Annotated in this window: 21 protein-coding genes; 9 read left to right on the top strand and 12 right to left on the bottom strand. The window is 71.7% G+C overall.

The annotated features are described in order from the left end of the window. The first annotated feature begins 1 nt into the window (after position 1). Both ACZ4VA_RS23270 and ACZ4VA_RS23265 read left to right on the top strand, forming a co-directional pair. Positions 2-1,180: a dipeptidase gene (locus tag ACZ4VA_RS23270; protein ID WP_388907179.1), complete on the top strand. Its 1,179-nt coding sequence runs from the start codon at positions 2-4 to the stop codon at positions 1,178-1,180. A gap of 115 nt (positions 1,181-1,295) precedes the next feature. Then, positions 1,296-2,420, top strand: a complete 1,125-nt coding sequence (locus tag ACZ4VA_RS23265) for a dipeptidase (protein ID WP_356173061.1) — start codon at positions 1,296-1,298, stop codon at positions 2,418-2,420. Positions 2,421-2,453: 33 nt separating this feature from the next. Here the strand turns inward: ACZ4VA_RS23265 and ACZ4VA_RS23260 are convergent, their stop codons facing one another. Continuing rightward, entirely contained in the window at positions 2,454-2,813 is a 360-nt protein-coding gene (locus tag ACZ4VA_RS23260) for a VOC family protein (protein ID WP_355780246.1), read from the bottom strand. 99 nt (positions 2,814-2,912) lie between these two features. On the opposite strand from ACZ4VA_RS23260, the gene ACZ4VA_RS23255 reads away from it, so the two are divergent. After that, positions 2,913-3,410: a CGNR zinc finger domain-containing protein gene (locus ACZ4VA_RS23255; protein WP_355783266.1), complete on the top strand. Its 498-nt coding sequence runs from the start codon at positions 2,913-2,915 to the stop codon at positions 3,408-3,410. 103 nt (positions 3,411-3,513) lie between these two features. On the opposite strand, the gene ACZ4VA_RS23250 is transcribed toward ACZ4VA_RS23255, so the two are convergent. Beyond that, positions 3,514-4,857, bottom strand: coding sequence for a UDP-glucose dehydrogenase family protein (locus tag ACZ4VA_RS23250; RefSeq protein WP_355783267.1), 1,344 nt, complete (start codon positions 4,855-4,857; stop codon positions 3,514-3,516). Between the two features lie 185 nt (positions 4,858-5,042). On the opposite strand from ACZ4VA_RS23250, the gene ACZ4VA_RS23245 reads away from it, so the two are divergent. After that, positions 5,043-6,200 (top strand): acyl-CoA dehydrogenase, encoded by a 1,158-nt coding sequence (locus ACZ4VA_RS23245; protein ID WP_355783263.1) that lies wholly within the window; start codon positions 5,043-5,045, stop codon positions 6,198-6,200. Positions 6,201-6,273: 73 nt separating this feature from the next. Here ACZ4VA_RS23245 and ACZ4VA_RS23240 read toward each other — a convergent pair whose 3' ends face one another. Then, complete coding sequence (locus tag ACZ4VA_RS23240; RefSeq protein WP_389390760.1) at positions 6,274-7,551, bottom strand: LCP family protein; 1,278 nt, start codon at positions 7,549-7,551, stop codon at positions 6,274-6,276. A 108-nt stretch (positions 7,552-7,659) separates the two neighbouring features. Here ACZ4VA_RS23240 and ACZ4VA_RS23235 point away from each other — a divergent pair, with 108 nt between their 5' ends. Then, complete coding sequence (locus tag ACZ4VA_RS23235) at positions 7,660-8,220, top strand: acyl-CoA thioesterase (protein WP_355783257.1); 561 nt, start codon at positions 7,660-7,662, stop codon at positions 8,218-8,220. Between the two features lie 45 nt (positions 8,221-8,265). Here the strand turns inward: ACZ4VA_RS23235 and ACZ4VA_RS23230 are convergent, their stop codons facing one another. Next, positions 8,266-9,738 (bottom strand): LCP family protein, encoded by a 1,473-nt coding sequence (locus tag ACZ4VA_RS23230; RefSeq protein ID WP_468082456.1) that lies wholly within the window; start codon positions 9,736-9,738, stop codon positions 8,266-8,268. A gap of 125 nt (positions 9,739-9,863) precedes the next feature. Between ACZ4VA_RS23230 and ACZ4VA_RS23225 the strand changes: the two genes are divergently transcribed. Continuing rightward, the gene (locus ACZ4VA_RS23225) at positions 9,864-10,892 is read left to right on the top strand and encodes a glycosyltransferase family 2 protein (protein ID WP_355786415.1); all 1,029 of its coding nucleotides are present in this window, start codon (positions 9,864-9,866) and stop codon (positions 10,890-10,892) included. Between the two features lie 63 nt (positions 10,893-10,955). Here the strand turns inward: ACZ4VA_RS23225 and ACZ4VA_RS23220 are convergent, their stop codons facing one another. From ACZ4VA_RS23220 to ACZ4VA_RS23205, 4 genes are all read right to left on the bottom strand, one after another. Further along, complete coding sequence (locus ACZ4VA_RS23220) at positions 10,956-12,692, bottom strand: LCP family protein (protein WP_388907189.1); 1,737 nt, start codon at positions 12,690-12,692, stop codon at positions 10,956-10,958. 105 nt (positions 12,693-12,797) lie between these two features. Continuing rightward, on the bottom strand, positions 12,798-14,540 hold the full coding sequence (locus ACZ4VA_RS23215) for an LCP family protein (RefSeq protein ID WP_468082455.1): 1,743 nt from the start codon (positions 14,538-14,540) through the stop codon (positions 12,798-12,800). A gap of 237 nt (positions 14,541-14,777) precedes the next feature. Further along, complete coding sequence (locus ACZ4VA_RS23210; protein ID WP_468082545.1) at positions 14,778-16,094, bottom strand: LCP family protein; 1,317 nt, start codon at positions 16,092-16,094, stop codon at positions 14,778-14,780. 459 nt (positions 16,095-16,553) lie between these two features. Further along, positions 16,554-17,309, bottom strand: a complete 756-nt coding sequence (locus ACZ4VA_RS23205; protein WP_355786824.1) for a TIGR03089 family protein — start codon at positions 17,307-17,309, stop codon at positions 16,554-16,556. Between the two features lie 128 nt (positions 17,310-17,437). Here ACZ4VA_RS23205 and ACZ4VA_RS23200 point away from each other — a divergent pair, with 128 nt between their 5' ends. Next, a complete protein-coding gene (locus ACZ4VA_RS23200; protein WP_468082454.1) occupies positions 17,438-18,796 on the top strand; it encodes a peptidoglycan recognition protein family protein in 1,359 nt (452 codons plus the stop codon). Positions 18,797-18,914: 118 nt separating this feature from the next. Further along, complete coding sequence (gene manB / locus ACZ4VA_RS23195; RefSeq protein WP_355786830.1) at positions 18,915-19,997, top strand: mannose-1-phosphate guanylyltransferase; 1,083 nt, start codon at positions 18,915-18,917, stop codon at positions 19,995-19,997. A gap of 4 nt (positions 19,998-20,001) precedes the next feature. Here the strand turns inward: manB and ACZ4VA_RS23190 are convergent, their stop codons facing one another. The 4 genes from ACZ4VA_RS23190 to ACZ4VA_RS23175 all read right to left on the bottom strand — a co-directional run bounded on the left by ACZ4VA_RS23190 (position 20,002) and on the right by ACZ4VA_RS23175 (position 23,996). After that, the gene (locus ACZ4VA_RS23190; RefSeq protein WP_468082453.1) at positions 20,002-21,003 is read right to left on the bottom strand and encodes a DNA-3-methyladenine glycosylase family protein; all 1,002 of its coding nucleotides are present in this window, start codon (positions 21,001-21,003) and stop codon (positions 20,002-20,004) included. A 155-nt stretch (positions 21,004-21,158) separates the two neighbouring features. Next, positions 21,159-22,493 carry a coenzyme F420-0:L-glutamate ligase gene (locus ACZ4VA_RS23185; protein ID WP_468082452.1) on the bottom strand — a complete coding sequence of 445 codons (1,335 nt, stop codon included), beginning with the start codon at positions 22,491-22,493 and terminating at the stop codon, positions 21,159-21,161. Then, on the bottom strand, positions 22,490-23,449 hold the full coding sequence (gene cofD / locus ACZ4VA_RS23180; protein ID WP_355787144.1) for a 2-phospho-L-lactate transferase: 960 nt from the start codon (positions 23,447-23,449) through the stop codon (positions 22,490-22,492). The genes ACZ4VA_RS23185 and cofD overlap by 4 nt, the downstream gene beginning before the upstream one ends. A 34-nt stretch (positions 23,450-23,483) precedes the next feature. Beyond that, positions 23,484-23,996: a cysteine dioxygenase gene (locus tag ACZ4VA_RS23175; protein ID WP_355787147.1), complete on the bottom strand. Its 513-nt coding sequence runs from the start codon at positions 23,994-23,996 to the stop codon at positions 23,484-23,486. A gap of 682 nt (positions 23,997-24,678) precedes the next feature. Between ACZ4VA_RS23175 and ACZ4VA_RS23170 the strand changes: the two genes are divergently transcribed. Then, a complete protein-coding gene (locus ACZ4VA_RS23170; protein ID WP_030377564.1) occupies positions 24,679-24,942 on the top strand; it encodes a WhiB family transcriptional regulator in 264 nt (87 codons plus the stop codon). Positions 24,943-25,041 lie beyond the last annotated feature (99 nt).

Here is a 25,041-nt window from a genome sequence, read left to right as displayed (position 1 = left end):
GATGTCCTCCCTGGACCTCGCCCGCGAACTGCTCGCCGACTTCCCCGTGGTCGACGGGCACAACGACCTCCCGTGGGCCCTGCGCGAGCAGGTCCGCTACGACCTCGGCGCCCGCGACATCGCCGCCGACCAGAGCGCCCACCTGCACACCGACCTGGCGCGGCTGCGCGCGGGCGGGGTCGGCGCCCAGTACTGGTCGGTGTACGTGCGCTCGGACCTGCCGGGCGCGCTGACGGCGACCCTCGAACAGATCGACTGCGTACGGCAGCTGATCGACCGTCACCCGGCCGACCTGCGGGCCGCGCTGACCGCCGCGGACCTGGAGGCGGCGCGCGAGGAGGGCCGTATCGCCTCCCTGATGGGGGCCGAGGGCGGGCACTCCATCGACAACTCCCTCGGCGCGCTGCGGCAGTTGTACGCGCTGGGCGTGCGGTACATGACCCTCACGCACAATGACAACATCGCCTGGGCCGACTCGGCGACGGACGTGCCGCGCGTCGGCGGTCTGTCCGCGTTCGGCCGCGAGGTGGTCCGGGAGATGAACCGCGAGGGCATGCTCGTGGACCTCTCGCACGTGGCGGCGACGACGATGCGCGACGCGCTCGACACCAGCGTCGCGCCGGTGATCTTCTCCCACTCCTCCGCCCGCGCGGTGTGCGACCACCCGCGCAACATCCCGGACGACGTCCTGGAGCGGCTGCCCGCCAACGGGGGAGTGGCGATGGTGACGTTCGTGCCGAAGTTCGTCCTCCAGGCGGCCGTCGACTGGACGGCCGCGGCGGACGAGAACATGCGCGCGCACGGCTTCCACCACCTCGACACCACCGCCGAGGCCATGCAGGTCCACCGCGCCTTCGAGGAGACGAACCCGCGCCCCGTCGCCACTGTCTCCGCGGTCGCCGACCACCTGGACCACATGCGCGAGGTCGCCGGCGTCGACCACCTCGGCATCGGCGGCGACTACGACGGCACGGCGTTCACGCCCCAGGGCCTGGACGACGTCTCCGGCTACCCGAACCTCGTGGCGGAGCTGCTGGACCGCGGCTGGTCCCGCGCCGACCTCGCCAAGCTGACCTGGCAGAACGCGGTACGGGTGCTGGGCGCGGCCGAGGACGTGTCCCGCGACCTGCGGGCGAGCCGCGGCCCGTCGAACGCCACCCTGGAGCAGCTGGACTGCTGAGCGGTCCCGTGGCGTTCGGGGGCCCGTACCCCCGAACGCCCCATCCACCGAGAAGCCCGGGGGCCTCCGTGCGACGGTGACCGTACTGCGATCACGCTGACGTACGGAGCCGGCCATGGCAGACCTCCAGGACGACCTGCACAGCACCGCCGAGGTGGGCGGACTCGACCGGCCCGTCGCGCTGCCCGCGACCGCGCCGCAACGGCACGCCGAGGAGGAGCCCGCCGTCTCCCCCGACGTGCTGGAGCGGGCCCACACCCTGCTCGCCGAGCACCCCGTCGCCGACGGCTACACGGGTCTGCCCTGGGCGCTGCGCCACCTGCCCTGGTACGACCTGGAGCTGGGCGAGAGCGCCCTGGACACGGATGTGCCGCGGCTGCGGGCGGGGCACGTGGGCGCGCTGTTCTGGTCGCTGCACCTGCCCGAGGGGCTGGCCGGCGACCGGGCCGTCGGCGCGACCCTCGACCAGATCGACCTGGTGAAGACGGTGGTGCAGGCGCACCCCGAGGGCCTGCGCCTCGCGTACAGCGCGGGCCAGATCACCGACGCCCGATACTGCGGCCGCATCGCCGTGCTGCTCGGCCCCGCGGGCGCCCCCGCGCTCGGCGACTCCCTGGGCATCCTGCGGGCGCTGCGCGGCCTCGGGCTGCGCTTCCTGACGCTCACGGGCACCAGCTGGGCGAGCGGGACGGGCCTGACCCGCTTCGGCGAGGAGGTGGTCCGCGAGATGAACCGCCTGGGCGTGCTCCCGGACCTCTCCGGCGCCTCCGACGCCACGGTCCGCCGCGCCTTCGCGGTCTCCAAGGCGCCGGTGGTCTTCGTCCGGTCCGCGGCCCGCTCGCTGCGCCCCCACCCGGCCAACCTGCCCGACGACGTGCTGACCGAGCTGGGGGCGGCCCACGGACTGTGCCTGGTACCGCTGACGGCCGAGCAGACAGGCCCCTCGGTGGCGGACGTGGCCGACCACCTCGACCACGTGCGCGCGCTCGCGGGACCCGAGTGCGTCGGCCTCTCGGGGACGTACGACACGGGGGCGGCGCACCCACGCGGCCTCGCCGACACCTCCTGCTACCCGCGCCTGGTGGCGGAGCTGCTGGACCGCGGCTGGCCCGAGTCCGACATCGCCCTGCTCACCTGGGGCAACGTCCAACGGGTGCTGCGCAACGCCGACTTCACGGCCCGCGCCGCGCAGTCCCGGCGCGAGCCGTCCACGGCGAAGATCTCCGAACTGGACAGCTGAGGCGGGCGGAGCGCCCCCGCCACGGCCGGCCGGTCAGCAGGCGCAGAGGCAGAACGGATGCCCCGCGGGATCGGCGTACACCCGGAAGGTGCGGGAGCGGTCCTCGGTGTCCAGCGGCTTGGCGCCGAGTGCCAGCACGCCCTTCTCGGCCGCGTCCAGGTCGGGGACCATCAGGTCCAGGTGGAACTGCTGGGAGTGCTCGGCGGCGGGCCACTTCGGCGGTACGAATCCGGGCGCGGCCTGGAACGCCAGCGTCCGGCCGCCCGGCACCTTCAGGTCCACCCACTCCCCGTCGCCCTCGACCGTGCCGCCGAGCACCTCGGCGTAGAACCCGGCCAGGGCGCGGGGGTCGGGACAGTCCAGGACGACGGCGCCCAGTTCGGCCAGAGCCATGACTTCCTCCTGTGTCACCTGCGGAATGCGGTTACCTGTAGAGGCGGGTAACCAGTAACGGTTACTGCATGCTCCCGCATAGGAGGTAACGTCGCAAGCATGAATGACCGTGCGCCCGCACCCGGCGGCCTGGCCCTGGTCCAGGCGCTGGTGAACACCCTGGACATCGACTCGGGCGCCGACCGGCTGGACACGGAGGAGGGACGGGCGCCCTTCGGTCTCACGGAGGCGGACGGGCCGGCGGCGCGCGAACTGCGCGAGTCGCTGCGCGCGGTGTGCCTGGCCCACGCCGGGCATCCGCCGCACCGCGAGGTGACCCCGCTCGGCCGGCTGCTCGCGGAGGCGCCCCTGGTGGTCACGGTGGACGGCGACGGCGCCGCCTCGCTCACCGCGGCCGACCCGGCGCCGCTGGCCTCCCGGGTGGCGGCGGCGGTCGCACAGGCGCTCGTGGAGGGCACCTGGCTCCGCCTCAAGGCCTGCGAGGCACCGGACTGCCACTGGGCGTACTACGACCGCAGCCCGGCGGGGCGGGGCCGCTGGTGCTCCATGGCCGTCTGCGGGGCCCGCGCGAAGATGCGCCGCTACCGCGCGAAGTAGCGGCTTGTGGCCACGCCCCGGGGCGCGGCGGGGGAGAATGTGCGAGGACGCCGGTCCGGCCGACTGAGCCTCGGCCGGACCGGCGTTCTCCCGAGTGCGGGCGCTACGCCGTGGGCCGGCCCATCGCGCGGTACGTCCAGCCGGCCCGGCGCCACAGCTCCGGGTCGAGGGCGTTGCGGCCGTCCAGGACCAGCCGGGCGGTGACCGCCTCGCCCAGCACGGCCGGGTCCAGCTCGCGGAACTCGCGCCACTCCGTCAGGTGCAGGACCACGTCGGCGCCGCGCACCGCTTCGAGGGCCGAGTCGGCGTAGCCGAGCGTCGGGAAGATCCGGCGGGCGTTCGCCATGCCCTTCGGGTCGTAGACGGTGACCTGGCCGCCCTGGAGGTGGATCTGCCCGGCGACGTTCAGCGCGGGGGAGTCCCGTACGTCGTCGGAGTCCGGCTTGAAGGTCGCGCCGAGCACGGCGACCCGCTTGCCCAGGAAGGAACCCCCGCCGAGCGCCTCGCGCGCCAGCTCCACCATCTGGCCGCGCTGGCGCATGTTGATGGAGTCGATCTCGCGCAGGAAGGTCAGCGCCTGGTCGGCGCCCAGCTCGCCGGCGCGGGCCATGAAGGCGCGGATGTCCTTGGGCAGACAGCCGCCGCCGAAGCCGATCCCGGCGCGCAGGAACTTCCTGCCGATCCGGTCGTCGTGCCCGATGGCCTCGGCCAGCTTGGCGACGTCACCGCCGGCCGCCTCGCAGACCTCGGCCATGGCGTTGATGAACGAGATCTTGGTGGCGAGGAAGGAGTTCGCGGAGGTCTTCACCAGCTCCGCGGTCGGGAAGTCGGTCACCACGAACGGCGAGCCCTCGGCCACGGGCGTCGTGTAGACCTCGCGCAGCAGCTTCTCGGCGCGCTCGCTGCGGACGCCGACGACGATGCGGTCGGGGTGCAGCGTGTCCTGCACGGCGAAGCCCTCGCGAAGGAACTCCGGGTTCCAGGCCAGTTCGGCGTCCCCGCCGGCCGGCGCCAGCTCCGCCAGCCGGGCCGCGAGCCGGTCCGCCGAGCCGACGGGCACGGTCGACTTGCCGACGACCAGCGAGGGGCCGCGCAGATGCGGGGCGAGCGACTCGAACGCGGCGTCGACGTACGACATGTCGCAGGCGTACTCGCCGTGCTTCTGCGGGGTGTTCACGCAGACGAAGTGCACGTCGCCGAACGCGCCGACCTCGGCCCAGTCCATCGTGAAGCGCAGCCGGCCGCTGGATCCCTCGATGCCCGCGACGTGCTTGCGGAGCAGCTCCTCCAGACCGGGCTCGTACATCGGGACCTCGCCCCGCTGGAGCATCTCGATCTTCTCGGGCACCACGTCGAGACCGAGGACCTCGTAGCCGAGTTCCGCCATGGCCGCGGCGTGCGTGGCGCCGAGATAGCCGGTGCCGATCACGGTGATCTTGAGGGCCATGCGGTGCTCCCGTGCTTCCAGGCGGACTTCGTTCTGCAGTGCGGGCCCGAGCATAGTCGGGGCGTGACGGGGCCCCTCACCGGGCAACTTCCCCCTGTCGCCAAGCTCACGTATCACTCGGGTGGGCGGACCTCTAAAATTTGGGTTACTTAACGGTAATTAGCGTCCTTGGAGCGTGAGAGACCTTGGCCGGATCGGCTGATTTCGACCTGTACCGCCCGTCCGAGGAGCACGACATGCTCCGGGACGCGATCCGTGCGCTGGCCGAGGCGAAGATCGCGCCGTACGCCGCCGCGGTGGACGAGGAAGCCCGTTTCCCGCAGGAGGCGCTGGACGCCCTGACCGCGAACGACCTGCACGCGGTGCACGTGCCCGAGGAGTACGGCGGCGCCGGCGCCGACGCGCTGGCCACGGTCATCGTGATCGAGGAGGTGGCGCGGGTGTGCGCCAGCTCCTCCCTGATCCCGGCGGTGAACAAGCTGGGCTCGCTCCCGGTGATCCTCTCCGGCTCCGAGGACCTGAAGAAGCGGTACATGACCCCGCTCGCCAAGGGCGAGGGGATGTTCTCGTACTGCCTCTCCGAGCCGGACGCCGGTTCGGACGCCGCGGGCATGAAGACGAAGGCGGTCCGCGACGGCGACCACTGGATCCTCAACGGCGTGAAGCGCTGGATCACCAACGCCGGCGTGAGCGAGTTCTACACGGTCATGGCGGTGACCGACCCCACGAAGCGCTCCAAGGGCATCAGCGCCTTCGTGGTCGAGAAGTCGGACGAGGGCGTCTCCTTCGGCGCCCCGGAGCGGAAGCTCGGCATCAAGGGCTCCCCGACCCGCGAGGTCTACCTCGACAACGTGCGCATCCCCGCGGACCGCATGATCGGCGCCGAGGGCACCGGCTTCGCCACCGCCATGAAGACCCTGGACCACACCCGCATCACCATCGCGGCGCAGGCGCTGGGCATCGCGCAGGGCGCCCTGGACTACGCGAAGGGCTACGTCCAGGAGCGCAAGCAGTTCGGCAAGCCGATCGCCGACTTCCAGGGCATCCAGTTCATGCTCGCCGACATGGCCATGAAGATCGAGGCCGCCCGCCAGCTCACCTACGCGGCCGCCGCCAAGTCCGAGCGCGGCGACAAGGACCTCACCTTCCAGGGCGCCGCCGCCAAGTGCTTCGCCTCCGACGTGGCCATGGAGGTCACCACGGACGCCGTCCAGCTGCTCGGCGGCTACGGCTACACCCGCGACTACCCGGTCGAGCGCATGATGCGCGACGCGAAGATCACGCAGATATACGAGGGCACGAACCAGGTCCAGCGGATCGTCATGGCCCGCAACCTGCCGTAACCGCTCCTCCCGCGCACGAAGAGGGCCCCGCCGGTGCGACCGGCGGGGCCCTCTTCGTGCGGTGCGGCGGGGCTCAGTTGCCCGACACCGTCACCTTCTCGTCGTTCTTCAGCTCGTTCACCAGGGTCTTCACCTTGGCCTTGTCCCAGACGAGGTTGCCGCCGGTGGAACCCGAGATCGGCATGTTCATCGAGGTGCCCTCGCCGCCGCTGACGCTCTTCATCGCCCAGAACATGTCGCCCAGGTCGAACAGGCCCATGTCCTTGTCCACGATCAGGGTGTCCAGGCCGGCGCTCATCGTCGGGTACAGCTTGAACGGGTTCAGGATCGTGCCCGGCGTCGCGACCTGGTTGGCCAGCGCCGAGAGGAACTTCTGCTGGTTCTTCGTACGGTCCAGGTCGCTGCCCGCGAGCGCGTACCGGGTGCGCACGAAGGCGAGTGCCTGCTGCCCGTCCAGGGTCTGCTTGCCCGCCTCGAAGTCGGCACCGGACTTGGTGTCCTTCATGCCGCCCTTGGGGATCTCGATCTCCACGCCGCCGACCGAGTCGACGATGTTCGCGAAGCCCGCGAAGCCGATCTCCACGTAGTGGTCGATGTGCAGGCCGGTGTTGAACTCGACCGTGCGGACCAGGAGTTCGGGCCCGTCCTCCGCGTACGCCGCGTTCAGCTTCACGTGCCGACCCGTGCCCTGGTACGTCTTGCCCGACTCGGAGCCCTTGAAGGTGGGGATCTCGACGTCGGAGTCGCGGGGGAGGGAGATCAGCGTGGAGCCGTTGCCGCCGGTGTGCAGGATCATCATCGAGTCCGTGCGCTTGCCCTCGGCGGACCCGGTGTGCAGCTTCTTCTTCTCCTCGCTGGACATCCCGGCGCGGCTGTCGGAGCCGACGATGAGGTAGTTCGTCCCCTCGCCCGCCTCCGGCCGGTCGATCACCTTGGAGAGGTCGACGTCGCGGTGGAGCTTGGAGTCGGCCCAGAAGTACGTGCCGACGGAGACCACGACCAGCAGCGTGACCAGGGTCAGCGCGGTCCACTTGATCCGCCTGCGCCAGTCCGGCGCGGAGCGCGGACCCCGGCCGCCCGGCCCGCCGGGACCGCCGCCGTCCGGCGCCCCGTAGACCTGGCCGGTGTTGTAGCCGTCATGGCCCGGCCCCTCGTCGTAGCCCTGGCCGTCGACGTACGTCGGCTGCTGCGGCACCCCGCCGTACGGCGGCGCGGACCGGCCGGACCCGGGGGTCGCCGGACGCCGTACCTGGCGCATCACACGTGCGCTCTCGGGCTGGGCGCTCGCGCTGCCGCCGCCGTACCGGTTGCTGCGGTTGTCGTCGGACCACCCGTCGGGCCAATCGTTCATGCCGCCCAGTGTGCAGTGCCGTACCACGTGCCTTACAAGGTTCGAAGGAAAATAGGGCCAGTGCTGTTGCGAAGCTGACACATATCGGCCCGGCATAAGGTGGAGGCCATGACAGACCAGGCCCCCGCCGTGGAATCAGCAGCCCCGGACGACATTCCCGGCAAACCGACCTCGGCGTCCCGGACGACGCTCAGCCACATCATGACCCACGCCGACACCAACCTGCTGGGCACGGTGCACGGCGGCGTGATCATGAAACTGGTCGACGACGCGGCGGGCGCGGTGGCCGGACGGCACTCGGGCGGACCCGCCGTCACCGCCTCCATGGACGAGATGGCGTTCCTGGAGCCGGTCCGCGTGGGCGACCTCGTCCATGTGAAGGCCCAGGTGAACTGGACCGGCCGGACCTCCATGGAGGTCGGCGTCCGGGTCCTGGCCGAGCGCTGGAACGAGTCCGCCCCGGCCACCCAGGTCGGCTCCGCCTACCTCGTCTTCGCGGCCGTCGACGCCGACGGCAAGCCGCGCCGGGTACCGCCGGTGCTGCCGGAGACGGAGCGCGACGAGCGCCGTTACCAGGAGGCGCAGATCCGCCGCACGCACCGGCTCGCCCGGCGCCGCGCGATCATGGAGCTGCGGGAGAAGCGCGCCGCCGAGGGCCTGGACGACTGACCCCGTGCGGCCGCCGGGCCGGCGCCCGCACCCCGGGCTCCCCGGCTACGGGCACACCACCTGGTCGCCGGTCACCACGCCGAACTCGCCCTGGTAGGGGTCCGCGGCCTTGACCCGCTGCACGCCCTTGTAGTCCGCCCCCGTGATCACCTTCAGGGTCGGCCCCTGCCCCTTGACCGCCCGCAGCTCGGAGCCGGGCAGGGCGGCGGCCAGGGACCTCGCCGAGCGGTCCCAGCGCGGGTCGTAGGCGACCACGGTGCGCCGGACCCTCCGGTCGGCCGCGTTCGACGGCAGCCGGGTGGTGAGGAAACCGGTCCGGGCGAGCGCGCTGTCGACGCGCTTGCCGAGGCCCTCCGTCGGCGTCCCGTTCTCCACCTGCACCCGGATCTGCTGCGGGGCCACGTCGACCCGCAGCGCCTTGCCGCGGGCCTTGTGCCGGGCCAGCGGCTCGTCCTCGCGCAGCGCCCTGAAGAGCTTCGCCGCCTTGGCCCGGTCCCACTTCAGCGTGGAGCCGATGCCCTTCACGGCGTAGGCCATCTCACCGATCGGCACGGTGGTGAACTCCGAGGAGGAGGGCGAGAAGTTCCGCATCGCCCGCCCGAGGTCCAGCAGCTCGTCCGTGCCGAACGCCTTGTCCGCGCGCACCGAGCCGAGCACGGCGTGCGTGATGTCGCGGAACTTCATCGGGTTCAGCAGCACCCCGGACGAGGTGGCCTTCTCGATCATCGCCGCGAGGAAGCGCTGCTGGCGCTGCATCCGGCCGAGGTCGGAGGCGCTGTCGACATGCCGGGAGCGGACGTACTGAAGTGCCTGGCCGCCGCTCAGGGCGTGCGAGCCGGCCGGCAGGTCGAGCCCGGTGTAGGAGTCCTTGAGCGGCTGCACGGTGCAGATCTCCACCCCGCCGAGCACGTCCACCGTCTTCATGAAGCTGGTGAAGTCGACCTCCAGATAGTGGTCGATCTTGACGTGGGTCATGTTCTCGACCGTGCGCACGGTCAGCTGCGGGCCGCCCTCGGCGTAGGCGGCGTTCAGCTTGACCGGATGCGGCTCGTGCCGTTTGCCGGTGATCTGGTCGGTGTGCGCGGGCGTCTCGGCGTAGGAGTCGCGCGGCAGGCTGACGATGCTGGCCCGCTCCCGGTCCTCCGAGATGTGCACGATCATGATCGTGTCCGTGCAGTGGCAGGGCGCGCCGCCCAGCCGGTACTTCTCCTTCTCCTCCGGGGTGATCCGGTCCCGGCCGTCGGTGCCGACGAGCAGCACGTTCATGCCGTTGCCGCCCTCCGGACGGTTCTTCATGTCCTTGAAGGGGTCGACCCGGGCGATGTCCGCGTCGAGGTTGGTGACCACCGCGTGCCCGATGCCGGCGGACGCGAGGACGACCACGGAGAGCGTGGTCACCGTCCGCATGGCCCAGCAGGGCTTCTTGCGTGCCGTGGGGGGCCGCCGGGAGCGGGACGGCTCGGGCGGCCGGGGCCCGGGTGCGGCGGGCGGACGGGGCGGCGTGGGCTGCGTGGGCAAGGGGGGCCTCCGCGAGGGCCGGGCGTGGGAATCCGTGAGCACCGTAGGCCGATACGATCTGCGGCCCGGGTCCCGACCCCTGCGGCGCGCACCGGTGTCCCCCGTTCGCGGTAACGTGACGTCCGATGAGCGAGAAGTCTGACGTGCGGCCCCCCGCCGTTTCTGTGATCATGCCCGTCCTCAACGAGGAGCGGCATCTGCGCGGGGCTGTCCAAGCGATCCTGGCGCAGGAGTACGACGGCGAGATGGAGGTGGTCATCGCCCTCGGTCCGTCATCGGACCGCACGGACGAGATCGCCGCCGAGCTCGTACGCGAAGACCCGCGCGTCCACACGGTGCCGAACCCGACAGGGCGCACCCCAGCCGCGCTGAACGCCGCGATCAAGGCGTCCAGGCACCCCGTCGTCGTGCGCGTCGACGGGCACGGCATCCTGTCGCCGAACTACATCGCGACCGCGGTCCGCCTGCTGGCGGAGACGGGCGCGCAGAACGTCGGCGGGATCATGCACGCCGAGGGGGAGAACGACTGGGAGCACGCCGTCGCCGCCGCGATGACGTCGAAGATCGGCGTGGGCAACGCGGCGTTCCACACCGGCGGTGAGGCCGGCTCCGCCGAGACGGTCTACCTCGGCGTCTTCCGGCGCGAGGCCCTGGAGCGCCAGGGCGGGTACAACGAGGAGTTCATACGGGCCCAGGACTGGGAGCTGAACTTCCGGATCCGCGAGGCGGGCGGCCTCATCTGGTTCTCGCCCGAGCTCAGGGTGTCGTACCGCCCGCGGCCCTCCGTGCGGGCCCTCGCCAAGCAGTACAAGGACTACGGGCGCTGGCGCCATGTCGTCGCCCGCTACCACGAGGGCTCCATCAACCTGCGCTACCTCGCGCCGCCGACCGCGGTGTGCGCGATCGCCGCGGGAGTGGTGGTCGGCCTCGCGGTGACACCGTGGGGGTTGCTGGTCCCCGGCGGCTATCTCGCGGCGATCGCGCTCGGCTCGTTGCCCGCGGGCAAGGGCCTGCCGCTGAAGGCGCGCCTGCAGATCCCGGTCGCCCTCGCGACGATGCACATGTCCTGGGGCTGGGGCTTCCTCACCAGCCCGAAGGCGCTGGCGCGGAAGGTCATCGCCTCGCGCCGTCCGGCGGTGCTGGGCCCCAACTGACGCCCCTCGTCCACCGATCGGGCCCTTCCCCGGCGTCACCTCCGGGGAAGGGCCCGACCCGTTTCAGGACCAGGTGAAGTTCGGGTTCACGTGCATACAGGCCCCGGCGTCCGCGCCGTTCAGGGCGTCCGCCGTCTTCGGGGTCTTGTCGTCCCTCGCCTTGGCCTTGTACGCCGTGCCCTCGCGCCAGTCCGCGCCGACCACGAGCGTGACACCCGAGACCTCCGAGGACTCCTCGACCGCGCTGAGCGGGATCTTCAGGGCCTTGGCGACCCGCTGGGCGTCGCCCTCCAGGTCGGCGCTCGGGTAGCGGATCACCGTCTCGTCCTCGGCGCTCGCCGTGGTGGTGTCCGCCGTCGTACGCAGGAAGCCCTTGCCGACGAGCAGTTGGCTCACGGCGCTGGCGCGTCCGGGGACCGGAGCCAGAGCCGAGGTGCGGGTGCCGTTCTGCACCGTCACGCCGATCCGGTCGTCCTCGGAGGCCGGGTCCGAGGACGTCCTGTCCGCGGACTTCTTGTTCTTGCCGTCGAGCGCGATGTCCTCGCGCACCAGGCGGAACAGCTTCGTCGCGTCGTCGGTGGGCTCGACCCGCGCGCCGACGTACCGGTTGGGCATCGTCGTCATCGTGATGCGCTCCGGCGAGACCTTCTTCAGCTCGTTGCCGAGGTCGTAGAGCTTCTTCACGCTGCCGAGGCCGTCGTCGACGGTCAGGGCCTTCGTCGCCGTCTCGGCGAGCTTGCGCAGCTTGTTGGGGTTGCTGATGGTGGCGTTCTCGCGCAGCTCGCGGACCATCGAGTTCATGTACTGGTGCTGCGCCCTGGCGCGGGCCAGGTCGCTGCCGTCCTCGAAGCCGTACCGGGTGCGCAGCCACTGCAGGGCCTGCTTGCCCTTGATCGAGGTGGTGCCCTTCTCCAGCTTCAGCCCGGAGCCGTGGCCCTGGCTGTCCTTGGAGTGGATGTTGGCGTCCACGCAGACCGGGACGCCGCCGATCGCGTCCGCCATCGCCACCACACCCGCGAAGTCGATCTTCATGAAGTGGTCGATGTGGATCTTCGTCAGCTTCTCCCAGGTGGCCACCGTGCAGCCCGGACCTCCGCGCCCGAGCGACTGGTTGGTCATCGTCCGCCCGACGGTCGCCTGGTACACGTGCTGGTCGTCGGGGTCCGTGCACTTGGGTATCTGCACCAGGGTGTCGCGCGGCATGCTGACCACCGACATGTTGGTCCGGTCCGCCGAGAGGTGCAGCAGCATCTGGACGTCCGCGAGCGGGACGCCGCCGAACGTCTCCTTGGCGCCGCCGAGTTTCTGGTTCTCCTTGGTGTCCCGCGCGTCCGAACCGATCAGCAGGATGTTCAGCGGGGTCTGCCCGGCGGCGTTCGGCTTGGGCGCGGCGGCCCTGTCCTTCGCGTCGCCGATGTTCAGGTCGTCCTTCTGGATGTTGTCGTTCAGGTGCTGGTAGTAGAGATAACCGGCACCCGCGGTGCCGAGTATCAGGACCGACAGGACCGTCGCCGACCAGCGCAGGGCCCGGCGTCTGCGACGCGGCCTGCGGCCCTCGCCGCCCGGCCGCTTATCCCCGCCGCCGTGCCGGCCGCCGCGCCCCTGCGTCTCGGGGGTAGGGGCGTCGTCGTCCTCGCGCGATGCCGCGGAACCGGAGGCGCCCCGGGCTTCTTTGCCGGTCTCCCCGACCGGTTGAACCGGATCGCCGTTCTCGTCGTACAGACTGTCGTCCCAGCCCAGTTCTCCCGCGTGCCGGACACGTGACCGTGCCCCCTCCCCACGCACACCGCTCTGCGCCATCTCCCCTGCCTCCCCACCCTGAACCTGACGAACGGGTCGGTCCCGCGTCCGGTTGGACGCACGAGCGCCCCCGAAGGTTGGACGCGTGACGGACCCGTCAGGTCATCAACTGGCGCACACTTGCTTGTCCGCCGTGGACTTGTCGACGTCCAGGTCCACCGACGAGCTCGTCAGCGGCACACCGGCGCCCTTGAAGTCCTCACCGAGGGTCAGCACGATCGCGGGCAGCCCCTGGGCGTTCTTCTCGCTCTTGCCGGGCTTCATCGCGGAAGCCGGCAGACCCATGAGGTCGGCCAGCTTGCGCGCCTGATCCGCCTGGTCGGGAGCGTACTCCAGGGTGGTCTTGCTCAGCGTTTCGTCGGCGTTTCCGAGCTGGCTGGACTTCAGTACACCCTCATCATTCTGCAGCCAGCTGAGGGTTTCCTGTGCGGAACCGGCCTTGGCACCGCCGTTGTAGATGTCGACCCGGATCTCGGAGGCGTCGGAGCGGGGACCCTTGAGGCGGGCGGCCACGGCGGCCTTCTCCTTCTTCTCCTTCTGCTTCACGTCGGTGAGCGACACGTCGTTCTTGATGGCCTCGAAGAGCGGCTTCGCCTTGGACTCGTTGACGACGACCGTCGCCTTGACCCTCTCGGCGGGGTTGTCGAGCACCGGCAGCGTGGTGAAGGTGATGTTCTTCGGCGGCACCTTCTTCAGCTCCATCGCCACGTCCTTGAGCGTGCTGACCTTGCCGATGCCGGTGTCGACGGTCAGCGCCTTGGTGGCGGCCTCCGCCAGCTTGTAGAGCTTCTTGGGGTTGGTCAGGGTGTCGCTGGAGGACATCTTGCGCATCAGCGAACCGAGGAACTGCTGCTGCACCTTGATGCGGTCGAGGTCGCCCTGGTTGCCGAAGCTGTGCCGGGTGCGCACGAAGGCCAGCGCCTGCTCGCCTTCGACCGTCGACTCGCCCTTGGGCAGCTTGAGGTGCGATTCCTTGTCGTTCACCGCGTGGGCCACGCAGACGTCGACGCCGCCGACCGCGGAGGTCAGCGTCTTGACCGCGTTGAAGTCGGCCATCATGAAGTGGTCGGGCTTGATGCCGGTGAGCTCCTTCACCGTCAGCATCGTGCAGCCGGCGTTGCGTTCGAACTGCCCGAGACTGGTGTTGAAGCGGACGCTCCGCGTGCCCTCGATGACCTTCTCGGAGCCGTCGGGCTGGATCGTCGGGCAGTCCGGGATGTCGGTGATCAGGTCGCGCGGGATGCTCACGGCCGTCGCGTTCGAGCGGTCCTTGGCGACGTGCAGCAGGATGTTGGTGTCCGCGTGGCCGACGCTGTTCTTGTCGCCGTAGCCGCCGTTGCCCTTACCGGTGCGCTTGTCGGTGCCGATGATCAGGATGTCGAAGGCCTCGTCCTTGCTGAAGCCCTCGCTGCCCGCGTTGCCGACATCCGTCGTGTTGACGTTTCCTTCGAGATGTTTGAGGTACAGGTAACCCGCGGCAGTGACACCGACGAGGACGAAGGCCATGGAACCACCGGTCCACAGCAGTATCTTCTTCGCTTTCGACTGCTTGGGCTTCTTCGCCGACCGCGAGCGGCGCCGGCCCGGGGGCGGCGGCGGCTCGGCGGGCGCGCCACGGCGGCGGCGTGGTCCGGGCAGCGTGTCGGGGGCGAGGGTGTCGCTCGTCTCCCGGTCCGGCGCGCTGCGCGTGCGGGTCCCGCCACCGGTGGCGGTCCTGCGAGGTCGAGGGACTGCCGGTTGCGCTGCGGAAGGACTCAGTCGCAGTTCGTATTCGCCGGTGTCCGGGTTGAGTACCCACTGGTCTGCGGGGTCGATGTCGTCCGCCCGCCCACGGCCTTGCGCGTCCACGGTTGTCTGAATCCTCCGTCGGGGCCACGCGGCGCCTTACCCCCCTCAAGAAGGCGCTCGGGTCTCGGTCAAGCAGTGCGCGACCCTGAGGGAAGACCTCGCGGCCGGGTGCACCGGATCGCTCACACTATCCGCCCAGTTCAGCGTGGAGCGACGGCGGTGACAAATTCCACTTCCCTACAACTGGGCAATCCGTCCTATTTCTTGGGACTGACGTTCCCCGGCTTGGCGAGTGCTTTACTCACAGCCGTCGTCGGCCGCCGTGTGGCCGCGGAAAGTGGGTGCCGGTTCGGGGCTCCCAGCTGGGCTGTCGGGGCGCATTGCACCGGACTTGCCGTCATCGCGTGATTTCTCTGCGTAGTCGCGCGGGGGTCTGTCGTCGGAATCGGGCGAGGAGTCGTACGACTCTTCGTCACCCCCCTCGTACGAGTTCTCCTCGGGCCGCGGGTCGGATCCGCGGCCGGCCGCGGCGGAGTCCTCCGGAAGTTCTTTCGAGACCTCCACCGGGGCGTCCGACCGCAGCCGCGCGAAGAGCCGGTCCGCGGCGGGCTCGACCAGCTGGTCCCGGTTGGCGTTGTAGGCGTACGACGTCCGGGGCACCGTCAGGAACCGCACCCGCTCGGTGGGGATGTCGCGCATGCCCCGCACCAGCTGGTACAGCCCGCGCAGGCTCGCCAGGGCGGGGTCCGTGGTCAGGGACGAGGTCGCCGCGTCGAGCAGCGGGTACAGCTTCGTCGGGTTGAGCAGCACGTCGTTGCTCTGCACCTTGTTGACGAGCGCGCCGAGGAAGCGCTGCTGGCGGTCCATCCGGTCGGTGTCGCTGCCGTCGCCGATGCTCTTGCGGGCGCGGACGTAGCCGAGTGCCTGCTCGCCGTTGAGCGTCACCCGGCCCGCGGGCAGCCGCAGCTTGGCGGCCTTGTCGTCGATCGGCTCCTTCAGACACACCCGGACGCCGTCGACCGCGTCGACCATCTCCTTGAAGCCGCTGAAGTCGACGACCACGTGATGGTCGACCCGCACGTTGGTCAGCTTCTCGACTGTGCGGACCGTGCACGCCGAACCGCCGGTCTGGAAGGCGTAGTTGAACATCGCGAAGACCGGTTCCGTGCGGCTGCCGTCCGGGCGGCGGCAGCCGGGCACGTCCACCATCAGGTCGCGGGGCAGCGAGACGGCCGTCGCGTTGTGCCGGTCGGCCGCCAGGTGCAGCAGGATCGTCGTGTCGGACCGCTCGGTGCCCGAGTCCCGCCCGTACTTGCGGTTGCCGTCGCCGGAGCGCGAGTCCGATCCGATCAGCAGGATGTTCTGCGCGTCGCGCACGAGCGAGGTGGGCCGCTCCTTCTCGTACCGGGCGAGTTCGGCGGCCGCGTCGTTGTCCGCGGTGATGTTCGAGTCCAGCTTCTCGTACACGGCCCAGCCCGCCCCCGCCGCGCACGCCAGCACGACGGCGACACCGATCGCGGTGTAGCGCAGCCACCGCGTGCGGCGACGCGCGATTCCCGCCCCGGTGGGCGACGCCCCCGCACCCGGCCCCAGCACGACCGCGGGCGCCGGCACGTCGTCGCCCGGACGTCCGGAGGGCGGGCCCGCGGTGTCGGTCACGTCTGGATCCACCCCTCCTGGCCTGGCGTACGAGCGTCCCGTGCTCCTACGACCATGGCCCGAGCAACCCCCAAAAGCCCACGGACACTAAGCCGAACGAGCGACCACGCCCCCGCAGGGGCGCGGGGAACGGCGCGAGCAACCACAACGCGGCGAAGGCCAGCCGGACCGCCAAGCCCCCGCGGCGGCTGAGGGGCGCGGGGAACGGCGCGAGCAACCACAACGAGACCGGGAGCAAGCCGAACGGCCAAGCCCCCACGGCGCTCAGGGGCGCGAGGAACGGCGCGAGCAACCACAACGCGGCGAAAGCCAGCCGGACCAGCCAAGCCCCCGCGGCGCTCAGGGGCGCGAGGAACAACGCGAGCAACCCGGCGCCGGCAAGGGCCACCCACCCCCTCGCCCCCGCCCGGAGGGCTACCGCGCGGTAGCCGTCACGTGCTCACTCTCGATCCGCCGCACCAACGCATCCGCCCCCAGCCGGTCGAGATTCCGGCACAGCACCACGGACCCCCCGGTCGCGAGGGGGGCGTACAACCCGGCACTCAGCCCCTCCCAGGTGTCGTACGGCAACGCCGACAGCATCCGGGACCCCGGCCCCGTGAGATCGAGCCCAGGAGCGTCCCCGAGCGCCCGCTCGACGACCTCCGCCCCGGTGTACTCGGCCCCGGCGACGATCAGCGCGGCCTCCTCCGGGTCCACCGGGGCGTACGGCTGGAACCGGTCACCCTGGCTCGGCACCTCGACGGCGTAGTCGGCGTACCCGGCCGGCGGGGTCGGGAAGCGGCGGCCCAGCGGGGCGAGCGAGAGGGCGACGCGCTCCCCGGAGCAGGCGAGCCCCTCCTCGAACCGGCCCGGCCCGGCGACGACGTGATCCGCCGCGCCCGCGTCACCGCCGACGTCCGCGATCACGCCGACCGAGGAGCAGGCGAGCAGCCACACCGCCGTCTGCCAGTGCGCGGGCAGCAGCAGCGCGACCCGCTCACCGGGCTCGGCGGACAGCTCGCCCTGGAGCAGATTGGCGGTCTTGGCCACCCAATTGGCGAAGGTGGCGACGGAGAGTTCGACGCGTTCACCCGTGGCGTCGTCGTAGAAGGTCACCAGGGGTCGCGCGGGGTCCGCGGCGAGCGCGGATCGCAGCAGGTCGGCAGGGGTGCGGTCGGTGGCGGTCACGCGGGCCAGGGTACGCGGGGGCGGCGGGCGGGTCGCGGCCGACGGGTCGCCGGATCGGACGAGTGGGCCCGACGGCCCGTCAATTCCCCGATGGACAGATATGTATGGCTATGTCCACGATCATTCGCATGCGTGGATTTCTTGCTTCCTCGATCGGTGTCACGTGCGCGGCCGCCCTGGCCCTTCCGGGGGCCCTGCCCGCCTCGGCCTCGTCCGCTCCACCGGCGGCCCCGGCCGCCGTCCCGGCGGGGGCGGCCCTGCCCGGCAGCACCCAGTCCCTCCCCCTCGCCCCGCTCCCCGCCGACCGCGCGGCCGGGGCCGCCGTGCCCCAACAGGGGCTGCTGCGACGGGACGTACGGCCGTTCTCGCTGGTCGGTGTCATCTGGGACGACCCGGACACCGAGCTGTTCGGCCGGGTCCAGGTCCGCACCCGGGCCGCCGGCAGCGGCCGCTGGTCCGGCTGGCAGGACGTCGAGACGCACAACCACGAGCACGCGGCGGACCCCGACACCGCGGAGCGCGCCTCGGGACGGGTGCGCGGGGCCACGGCGCCACTGTGGGTGGGCAACTCGAACGGCGTCGAGGTGCGGGTGCAGGCCGAGGCCGACGACCGCAGCCCCGGCTCCGACGAGTCGCCGTTCCCCCGGGGACTGCACCTCGAACTGGTCGACCCCGGCGCGGCACCCCCGACGCGCGCACCGGTGGACGCGCCCCGCGCCTCCGCCACCCAGTTCCCGGAGCTGTCCAGGCGGCAGACCGTCGCCGAGTTCCTGGCCGGGCAGGTCGGCCACGGGCGGCTCGGACGCGGAGAGGTCCGGGCCGTACGGACCGGTGAGCGGAGCGCCCTGGGCGACGGGCGGGACGAGCGGCGCGTACAGCCGTACATCGGCCCGCGCCCGCGCATCGTCACGCGCCGCGGCTGGGGTGCCGACGAGAACCTGCGCGAGCGGGGCTTCGTGTACACGAAGAAGGTCAAGGCGGCCTTCGTGCACCACACCGCCTCGGGCAACAACTACAGCTGCTCACAGGCCCCTTCGGTCATCCGCAGCATCTACCGCTACCACGTCAGGAGCAGTGGCTGGCGCGACATCGGCTACAACTTCCTCGTCGACAAGTGCGGAAACATCTACGAAGGCCGCGCCGGGGGCGTGGCGAAGCCCGTCATGGGCGCGCACACGCTCGGGTTCAACAGCAACAGCATGGGGATCGCCGTCCTCGGCAGCTTCGGCTCCGCGAAGCCCTCCGGCGCCGCGGTGAAGGCCGTCGCGAAGCTCACGGCCTGGAAGCTGGGCCTGTTCGGGGCCAATCCGCGCGGCAAGACATACCTGAAGTCCGGCGGTGGCAATCTCTACCGAAAAGGTAAGAACGTACGACTGAACGTGATCTCCGGCCATCGCGACGGGTTCGCCACCGAATGTCCGGGACGCCGTCTCTACACCAAGCTCGGCACGGCCCGCTCCACGGCGGCCCGCTACCAGGGCCGATGAGGGGCGGAGACCCCGTAAGGCGAGGGCGGCGGCCGTCGGACGGGCCGTCGGACGGTCTGCATACACTGGCCGGCCGAAAGACAGTTCGGCCGGTCCCGGCAGGAAGCAGAGACGACAGGTGACAGAAGCGATCCTCCTGGTCGGCGGCAGAGGCACCCGGCTGCGTCCGCTCACGGTGCACACCCCCAAGCCGATGGTCCCGGCGGCCGGGGTCCCCTTCCTGACGCACCAGCTGGCGCGGGCGAGGGCGGCGGGCGTGGAGCACGTCGTCCTGGCGACCTCGTACCTGGCCGAGGTCTTCGAGCCCTGCTTCGGCGACGGCTCGGCGCTCGGCCTCCACCTCGAGTACGTCACCGAGGAGGAGCCCCTCGGCACCGGCGGAGCCATCCGCAACGTGGCCTCGCGCCTGCACTCCGGCCCCGACGACCCGGTCCTGATCTTCAACGGCGACATCCTTACCGGCCTGGACATCCCGGCCCTGGTCCGCACCCACGAGACCTCGGGCGCGGACGTCTCCCTGCACCTGACCCGGGTGGAGGACCCGCGGGCGTACGGCCTGGTGCCCACGGACGCGACCGGCCGGGTGACGGCCTTCCTGGAGAAGCCGCAGACCCCCGAGGAGATCGTCACCGACCAGATCAACGCGGGGGCGTACGTCTTCCGCCGCTCGGTCATCGACACCATCCCGGCGGGCCGCCCGGTCTCGGTCGAGCGCGAGACCTTCCCGGAGCTGCTGGCCACCGGCGCCCACCTCCAGGGCATGGTGGACTCGACCTACTGGCTGGACCTGGGTACTCCGCAGGCGTTCGTGCGCGGCTCCGCGGACCTCGTCCTCGGCCGCGCCCCCTCCCCGGCGGTGCCCGGCCGCTGCGGCGACCGCCTGGTCCTGCCCACCGCGTCCGTCGCCGAGGACGCCAAGCTGACCGGCGGCACGGTGGTCGGCGAGGGCGCGTTCGTCGGTGAGGGCGCCCGCATCACCGGCAGCACGGTCCTGGAGGGCGCAGTGGTCGAGCCGGGGGCGGTCATCACGGACTCCCTGATCGGCGCGCGGTCCCGCATCGGCACGCGCTCCGTCCTGACCGGCACGGTCGTCGGCGACGGCGCGACGATCGGCGCCGACAACGAACTGCGCGAGGGCGTCCGGGTGTGGTGCGACGCCCGCATCCCGGCGGGCGCGGTCCGCTTCTCCTCGGACCAGTAGCCGCCTACAGCCGGCCGATGTCCCACACGGGCATCTTCGGCACCCTTCGCGGCGGCGTGCGGCCCGACAGCAGGATGAACCGGGCCGCACGGTGCCGCTGGCCCGCGTACGGCTCCAGCAGCGACAGCATGACCTCGTCGTCCGCGTCCCGGTCGCCGGCCAGCGCGTACCCCACGATCCGGGGCAGGTGCAGGTCCCCGACCGTCACCGAGTCCGCCGCACCGTGGCTGCGCTGCACCACCTCCGCGGAGGTCCACGGCCCGATCCCGGGGATCAGCTCCAGCCTGGCCTGCGCCTTCACCGGGTCGAAGCCCACGGCCTCCTCCAGCCGCCGCGCCACCCACACCGCGCGCAGGATCGTCGACGCCCGCTTGTCGTCGACGCCGGCCCGGTGCCACTCCCAGGAGGGGATCAGCGCCCAGGTGCGCGGCGCCGGCATGACGTGCATCCGCCCGGCCGCGGGGCCCGGCGCCGGCTCGCCGAACCTCCGGACGAGCAGCCGCCACGCCCGGTACGCCTCGTCCGTGGTGACCTTCTGCTCCAGGATCGACGGGATCAGCGACTCCAGCACCAGGCCGGTGCGGGTCAGCCGCAGTCCGGGGCGGCGGTGCCGGGCCAGCGCGACCAGCCGGTGGCGCGGTTGGAAGGCGGCCGGGTCGTCCGCCGCGCCGAGCAGCTCGGGGAGCTGCTCCAGCAGCCACTCGGCTCCCGGCCCCCATGCCTCCGCCTCGGCGACCCCGGCCCGCAGCGCCACGCGCAGGGTCCCGGGGCCGGCGGGCGTCAGGGTGGCCCGCCACACGGAGCCGTCGGGTGTCGTACGGAAGGTCGGGTCGCCGGGTCCCCGGCGCAGCGGGCCGAGCACCAGCCCGAGGTTGATTGGTTCCGGCGGTGTCCAGGTCCGGCGGCGGCCGGGCGCGGCCGCGGGGTGCGGTACACCGCCGGGCACGGCGACATGGCCGCCGCGCACGGTGGTGCGCGTCGGTCCGGGGGTGAAACGTCCGGCCACGGGTGAGGTCCTAGGGGTGCTCGGTGTGCCCTACGAGGGTAGGCGCTCCGCGGACCCGGACGGGACGACTCCGCCCGGCCCGCCCCGTAGGGCGCTCGCGGCGCACGCAGGCCCGTCCGCCCGGCGCACCCCGGGCCGCCCCTGCCGCGCCCGGCTCAGCGGACCTCGACGAACGCGGCGGCGTCCCGCGCGGGGCGCGGCTTCGGCTCCTCGGCCGGGTGCCCGACGGCCACGGCGCCCATCGGGTCCCAGCCCTCGGGCAGCTCCAGCACCTCCCGGACGACATCGCGGCAGAACATGGTCGAGGACACCCACGCGGAGCCCAGCCGCTCCCCGGCGAGCGCGACGAGGAAGTTCTGCACGCCCGCGCCGGCCGCGACGACGAACATCTCGCGCTCGGCGCCGTCCCGCCGCGGATCGCCGTAGGTGTGGGAGCCGTCCATGACCAGGCACGGCACGACCAGGTACGGGGCCCGGCGCAGCACGTCGCCGCGCCGCACCCGCTTGGCGACGGACTCCTCCGACTTGCCGTCCCGCCGCAGGTCCGCGATCCACGCGTCCCGCATGGCGTCCAGCAGGCGCGTGCGGGACTCCTCGGACTCCAGCAGCACGAACCGCCAGGGGGTGGTGTGGTGCGGCGCGGGCGCGGTCACCGCCGCGGCCACCGCGCGCCGGACGGCACCGGGGTCCACGGGTTCGTCGGTGAAGGCCCGCACGGTCCGCCGCTGCGTCACCGCCTCCCGTACGGCCTCGGAGGTGCCGAGCCGGAACATGTCGTCGCGGGCGCCGCGCACCAGGGCCCGGGTCCCCGCGCCGTCGTCCTCCGCCACCACGTGCGCCAGCCCGCGCACCACGGCGACGGGGAGCCCGGCGGCCTTGCCCTTGACCAGGTCACCGGCCGCGGCCAGCTCGTCGGCGGTGGCGACGACGGTCGCGCTCAGCGGGTTGCCGTACGCGTCCGTGCCCCCGCGCAGGTCGTCCAGCACCCGGACGCCCGCGGCTCCGATGGCGACGTCGGTGAGTCCGGTGCGCCAGGGCCGCCCGAAGGTGTCGGTGACGACGACGCCGACGTCGACCCCGAGGGCGTCCCGCAGTCCGTCGCGCAGGGCGCGCGCGGAGGCGTCGGCGTCCTCGGGCAGCAGCAGCACGGTGCCGGACGGTGTGTTCGAGGCGTCGACCCCGGCGGCGGCCATCACAAGCCCCTGCCGGTTCTCGACGATGCGCAGGGCGCCGCGGCGCGCCACGACGCGGACCGTCTCGGCGTCGATGGCGGCCTCGCGGTCGGCCGCCTCGACCGTCCTGCCCTCGGCCTTGGAGACGATCTTCGAGGTGACGAGGAGCACGTCACCGTCGGCGAGCGAGGGCTCGGCCGCCGCGATGAGCTTGGCGAGGTCGTCGCCCCGCTGGATCTCCGGGAGCCCGGGCACGGCCCACACCCGGTAACCGGGAGCCGTGCCGTCCGCCGTACCGCCCGTGGACAGGCCGCTCAAGCGCCCCGCACCTCCTCCGCCAGCGTCAGCGCCTCGCGGGCCATCTGCTCGGTGGCCTCCAGGTCGGACATCAGCAGCGGTACGGCCCGGCAGCGGATGCCCGCCGACTCCACCCGCTCCACGGCCGAGGCGTCCACCGTGTCGACGAGCCAGCCGTCGAGCAGGCCCGACCCGTAGTGCTCGGCGACCGCCGCGGCCGTCGACTCGACGCCCACCGCGGCGAGCACCTTGTCGGCCATGCCCCGCACGGGCGCGTCCCCGACGATGGGGGAGAGGCCGACCACGGGCACGCCCGCGTCGGCGATCGCCTCGCGGATGCCGGGCACGGCGAGGATCGTGCCGATGGACACCACGGGGTTGGACGGCGGGAAGAGCACCACGTCGGCCTCGGCGATGGCCTCCAGCACCCCGGGCGCGGGCTTCGCCTGCTCCGCGCCGACCGGCACCACGGCCTGCGCCTCCACGGAGGCCCGCAGCCGCACCCAGTACTCCTGGAAGTGGATGGCCTTGCGCTCGCCGTCGACCTCGACGGCGACGTGGGTCTCCACGCGGTCGTCGGACATGGGGATCAGGCGCACGCCCGGCTGCCAGCGGTCGCACAGAGCCTCGGTGACGGCGCTGAGCGAGTAGCCCGCGCCCATCATCTGGGTCCGCACGATGTGCGTCGCGAAGTCGCGGTCGCCGAGCCCGAACCACTCGGGACCGACCCCGTACGCGGCGAGCTCCTCCTTGAGGTGGAAGGTCTCGTCGGCACGCCCCCAGCCCTGCTCCTCGTTGATGCCGCCGCCGAGCGTGTACATCACCGTGTCGAGGTCCGGGCAGACCTTCAGCCCGAAGAGGTGGATGTCGTCCCCGGTGTTGCCGATGACCGTGATGTCCGCGTCCGGGGCGGCCCGCTTCAGACCGCGCAGGAACCGGGCACCACCGATGCCGCCTGCCAGAACCACAATGCGCATGGGGTTCAGTCTGGCAGGCGCGGCCGACAATCCGTCAGGCGGTCACCACATCCTCCGCGTCGTGCGCGGCGCCCGCGGCGCACTGGACGCCGTGCATCGGCATCTCGGTGAGCCCCGGGTAGTAGATGTGCAGGCTTATGGCCGGCTCCAGCGTGTCGTTGACCACCTCGTGGACGTAGCCGGGGGCGAAGACCCGCTGCGCGCCCGCGCCCAACGCGCGCGTGCCGCGCTCGGTGCGCTCGGTGAGGGCGCCCTCCAGGACCGTGAGTACGCCGGAGGAGCGGCCGTGGTCGTGCAGTCCGCTGCCCTGGCCCGGCACCCAGGACAGGAGCCACACCTCGTACCCGGGGCCGGTGCGCAGCCGGTGGTACCAGCGGGTGGTGGCGTCGTAGCGGACGAGGTGCTCCCACTGGGAGCGGTCGCCGGCGATGGTCCGGGCGAGTCCGGCGAACTCGGCCACGGTGACGGGGTGCTCGCGCGGCGGCTGGAGCAGGTGCGGGACTTCGAGGATGTCGCCGGCGATCTGGAGGTCGCTGTCGCTGTTCATGGGTGCGGTGGTTCCTCGGCGGGAGAGTGCTGGGGTGTCGCAGACGGTTTCCGTCCGGATCGCGGACGGCGGGGGTGCCCGGGTGGGGGCGGACAGTCACCTCGACGAGGCGAGGCGGCCGGAGCGCGGTGGGCTCAACAGCCGGGACAGCAACAGCTACAACGAGCGCGGGCAGCACCGAGCGACCCGGCGGTCCGGGTCGAGGTGAGTGCCAAGTTCGCGAGCATGCCCACTAGGAGATCGGCTCACACCTCGACTGTCAACTTCGTGTCCGCCATGTGGGAGATGTTTCACCTCATCCGGTCCAACCGAAAGGCGAAAGGTTTGTTCACCCGGATCTCCGGACACATGGCGCACAACCGGGAGCACAAACCTCGCCGCGTTCTCGTGATCCAACTGTGATCATGTTCGCTTCGGTGTTCGTGCCGGAACGAGATCGAACTCCTGGACGTCCTCTCCTTCACGGGGGTCGAGGTCCGGTACGGGTCCCGCTCGGTGTCAGGGTTTATGCCGATTTGAACACTTTCCGCATAGCCTTGGTTCCGCAGAGTGAATAAGGGGCCCAATAGCAGATCTCGGCTTGACTGGCCCGGATCGGCACACTTGTAATTTCACTCGTGTCGTTCAGCCGAAATCGGTAACGGCAGCATCACGGGGACGCGAAGACGGACGAGGGGCGCACATGACCGAGCTGGTGGAGCAACTGCTGGTCGACGACGCGGACGAGGAACTCGGCTGGCAGGAGCGCGCGCTGTGCGCCCAGACCGACCCCGAGTCCTTCTTTCCCGAGAAGGGCGGCTCCACCCGAGAGGCCAAGAAGGTCTGCCTCGCCTGTGAGGTCCGCTCCGAATGCCTCGAGTACGCGCTGGCCAACGATGAGAGATTCGGGATCTGGGGCGGCCTGTCCGAACGGGAGCGACGGCGGCTGAAGAAGGCCGCGGTCTGACCGAAAGACACCGAGTCTCCCGTACGGATACGTAACGTCCGGCCCGTCGCAGGTGGGTTGTCCACAGGCGGCGGGCCGCTGTGCTGCTCAGCCGTTAGT

It is taken from the genome of Streptomyces sp. NPDC028308 (assembly GCF_055565855.1).
Note: the sequence above shows the minus strand (reverse complement) of the source record. Positions and strands in the feature narration are given on the sequence as shown.

What these genes read in the sequence shown, in the direction of transcription:
- cofD (WP_355787144.1), bottom strand. Translation starts at nt 23,449, where the DNA reads ATGCGCATTGTGGTTCTGGCAGGCGGCATCGGTGGTGCCCGGTTCCTG.
- ACZ4VA_RS23235 (WP_355783257.1), top strand. Translation starts at nt 7,660, where the DNA reads ATGACAGACCAGGCCCCCGCCGTGGAATCAGCAGCCCCGGACGACATT.
- ACZ4VA_RS23225 (WP_355786415.1), top strand. Translation starts at nt 9,864, where the DNA reads ATGAGCGAGAAGTCTGACGTGCGGCCCCCCGCCGTTTCTGTGATCATG.
- ACZ4VA_RS23250 (WP_355783267.1), bottom strand. Translation starts at nt 4,857, where the DNA reads ATGGCCCTCAAGATCACCGTGATCGGCACCGGCTATCTCGGCGCCACG.
- ACZ4VA_RS23270 (WP_388907179.1), top strand. Translation starts at nt 2, where the DNA reads ATGTCCTCCCTGGACCTCGCCCGCGAACTGCTCGCCGACTTCCCCGTG.
- ACZ4VA_RS23255 (WP_355783266.1), top strand. Translation starts at nt 2,913, where the DNA reads ATGAATGACCGTGCGCCCGCACCCGGCGGCCTGGCCCTGGTCCAGGCG.
- ACZ4VA_RS23175 (WP_355787147.1), bottom strand. Translation starts at nt 23,996, where the DNA reads ATGAACAGCGACAGCGACCTCCAGATCGCCGGCGACATCCTCGAAGTC.
- ACZ4VA_RS23240 (WP_389390760.1), bottom strand. Translation starts at nt 7,551, where the DNA reads ATGAACGATTGGCCCGACGGGTGGTCCGACGACAACCGCAGCAACCGG.
- ACZ4VA_RS23265 (WP_356173061.1), top strand. Translation starts at nt 1,296, where the DNA reads ATGGCAGACCTCCAGGACGACCTGCACAGCACCGCCGAGGTGGGCGGA.
- ACZ4VA_RS23170 (WP_030377564.1), top strand. Translation starts at nt 24,679, where the DNA reads ATGACCGAGCTGGTGGAGCAACTGCTGGTCGACGACGCGGACGAGGAA.
- ACZ4VA_RS23260 (WP_355780246.1), bottom strand. Translation starts at nt 2,813, where the DNA reads ATGGCTCTGGCCGAACTGGGCGCCGTCGTCCTGGACTGTCCCGACCCC.
- ACZ4VA_RS23220 (WP_388907189.1), bottom strand. Translation starts at nt 12,692, where the DNA reads ATGGCGCAGAGCGGTGTGCGTGGGGAGGGGGCACGGTCACGTGTCCGG.
- ACZ4VA_RS23200 (WP_468082454.1), top strand. Translation starts at nt 17,438, where the DNA reads ATGCGTGGATTTCTTGCTTCCTCGATCGGTGTCACGTGCGCGGCCGCC.